1 protein-coding gene is annotated in these 917 nt (G+C 71.9%); it reads right to left on the minus strand.

All coding sequences use genetic code 11. The features are described 5' to 3' along the window. Positions 1 to 116 precede the first annotated feature (116 nt). The coding region (ccsB, locus tag N869_RS15490) for a c-type cytochrome biogenesis protein CcsB (RefSeq protein WP_156968609.1) at positions 117 to 917 on the minus strand (801 nt) is incomplete at its 5' end.

Consider the following 917-nt stretch of genomic DNA (forward strand, 5'->3'; position numbering starts at 1 on the left):
CGGGCCCCGACCAGAACGGCGACCCCGACCCGCGCGGCACCGACCCCCGGGGCGAGGACGGCGACGGGCGCTGAGGCAGGACGCCGGGCGGGACCGCGGCGGGCTCCGGCCTTCGGTCAGAGGCCGCTGTAGCTGTGCAGGCCCTGGAAGAACAGGTTCACGCCGGTGAAGTTGAAGATCACGGTGGCGTAGCCGATGAGCACGAACCAGGCGGCCCGCCGCCCGGACCACCCCCGTGTGGTGCGGGCGTGCAGGTAGGCGGCGTACACCACCCACACCACAAAGCTCCAGACCTCCTTGGGGTCCCAGCCCCAGTACCGGCCCCACGCATGCTCGGCCCACACCGCACCGGCCATGATCGTGAACGTCCAGAGCACGAACCCGACGGCGTTGATGCGGAACGACAGCGCCTCCAGGTCGCGGGTGGCGGGCAGCACGTCCAGTGCCTTCCACCCCGACGCGGACAGGCGCCCGGACCCGCCCTCGCGTGAGTCCTTGAGCAGCTGCAGCGCGCTGATCGCGAACGAGACCGTGAACAGACCGGTCGCGAGGATCGCGATGGACACGTGGATGACCAGCCAGTAGCTCTGCAGGGCGGGCTCGACCGCGTCGGCCGGCACGTAGAAGACCGCCAGACCGACCCCCATGGCCACGACCGTCAAGCCCATGACGATGGTGCCCAGGAACCGCAGGTCACGCCACAGGCACAGGGCCACGAAGGTCGCGACCGCGACGAGGGTGCCCACCAGCGTGAACTCGTACATGTTCGCCCACGGGACACGCTCGGCGGCCACACCGCGGAGCACGGACGCCGCGGCGTGCATGATCAGGCCGACGACCGTGACGGCCATGGCCGCGCCCACCGCGCGACCCGAGGACCGTGGCGTGGGCGCGTCCAGGGCGGCGCCGGGCGCCTG

Source organism: Cellulomonas bogoriensis 69B4 = DSM 16987, assembly GCF_000767165.1.
Lineage (GTDB): Bacteria > Actinomycetota > Actinomycetes > Actinomycetales > Cellulomonadaceae > Actinotalea > Actinotalea bogoriensis.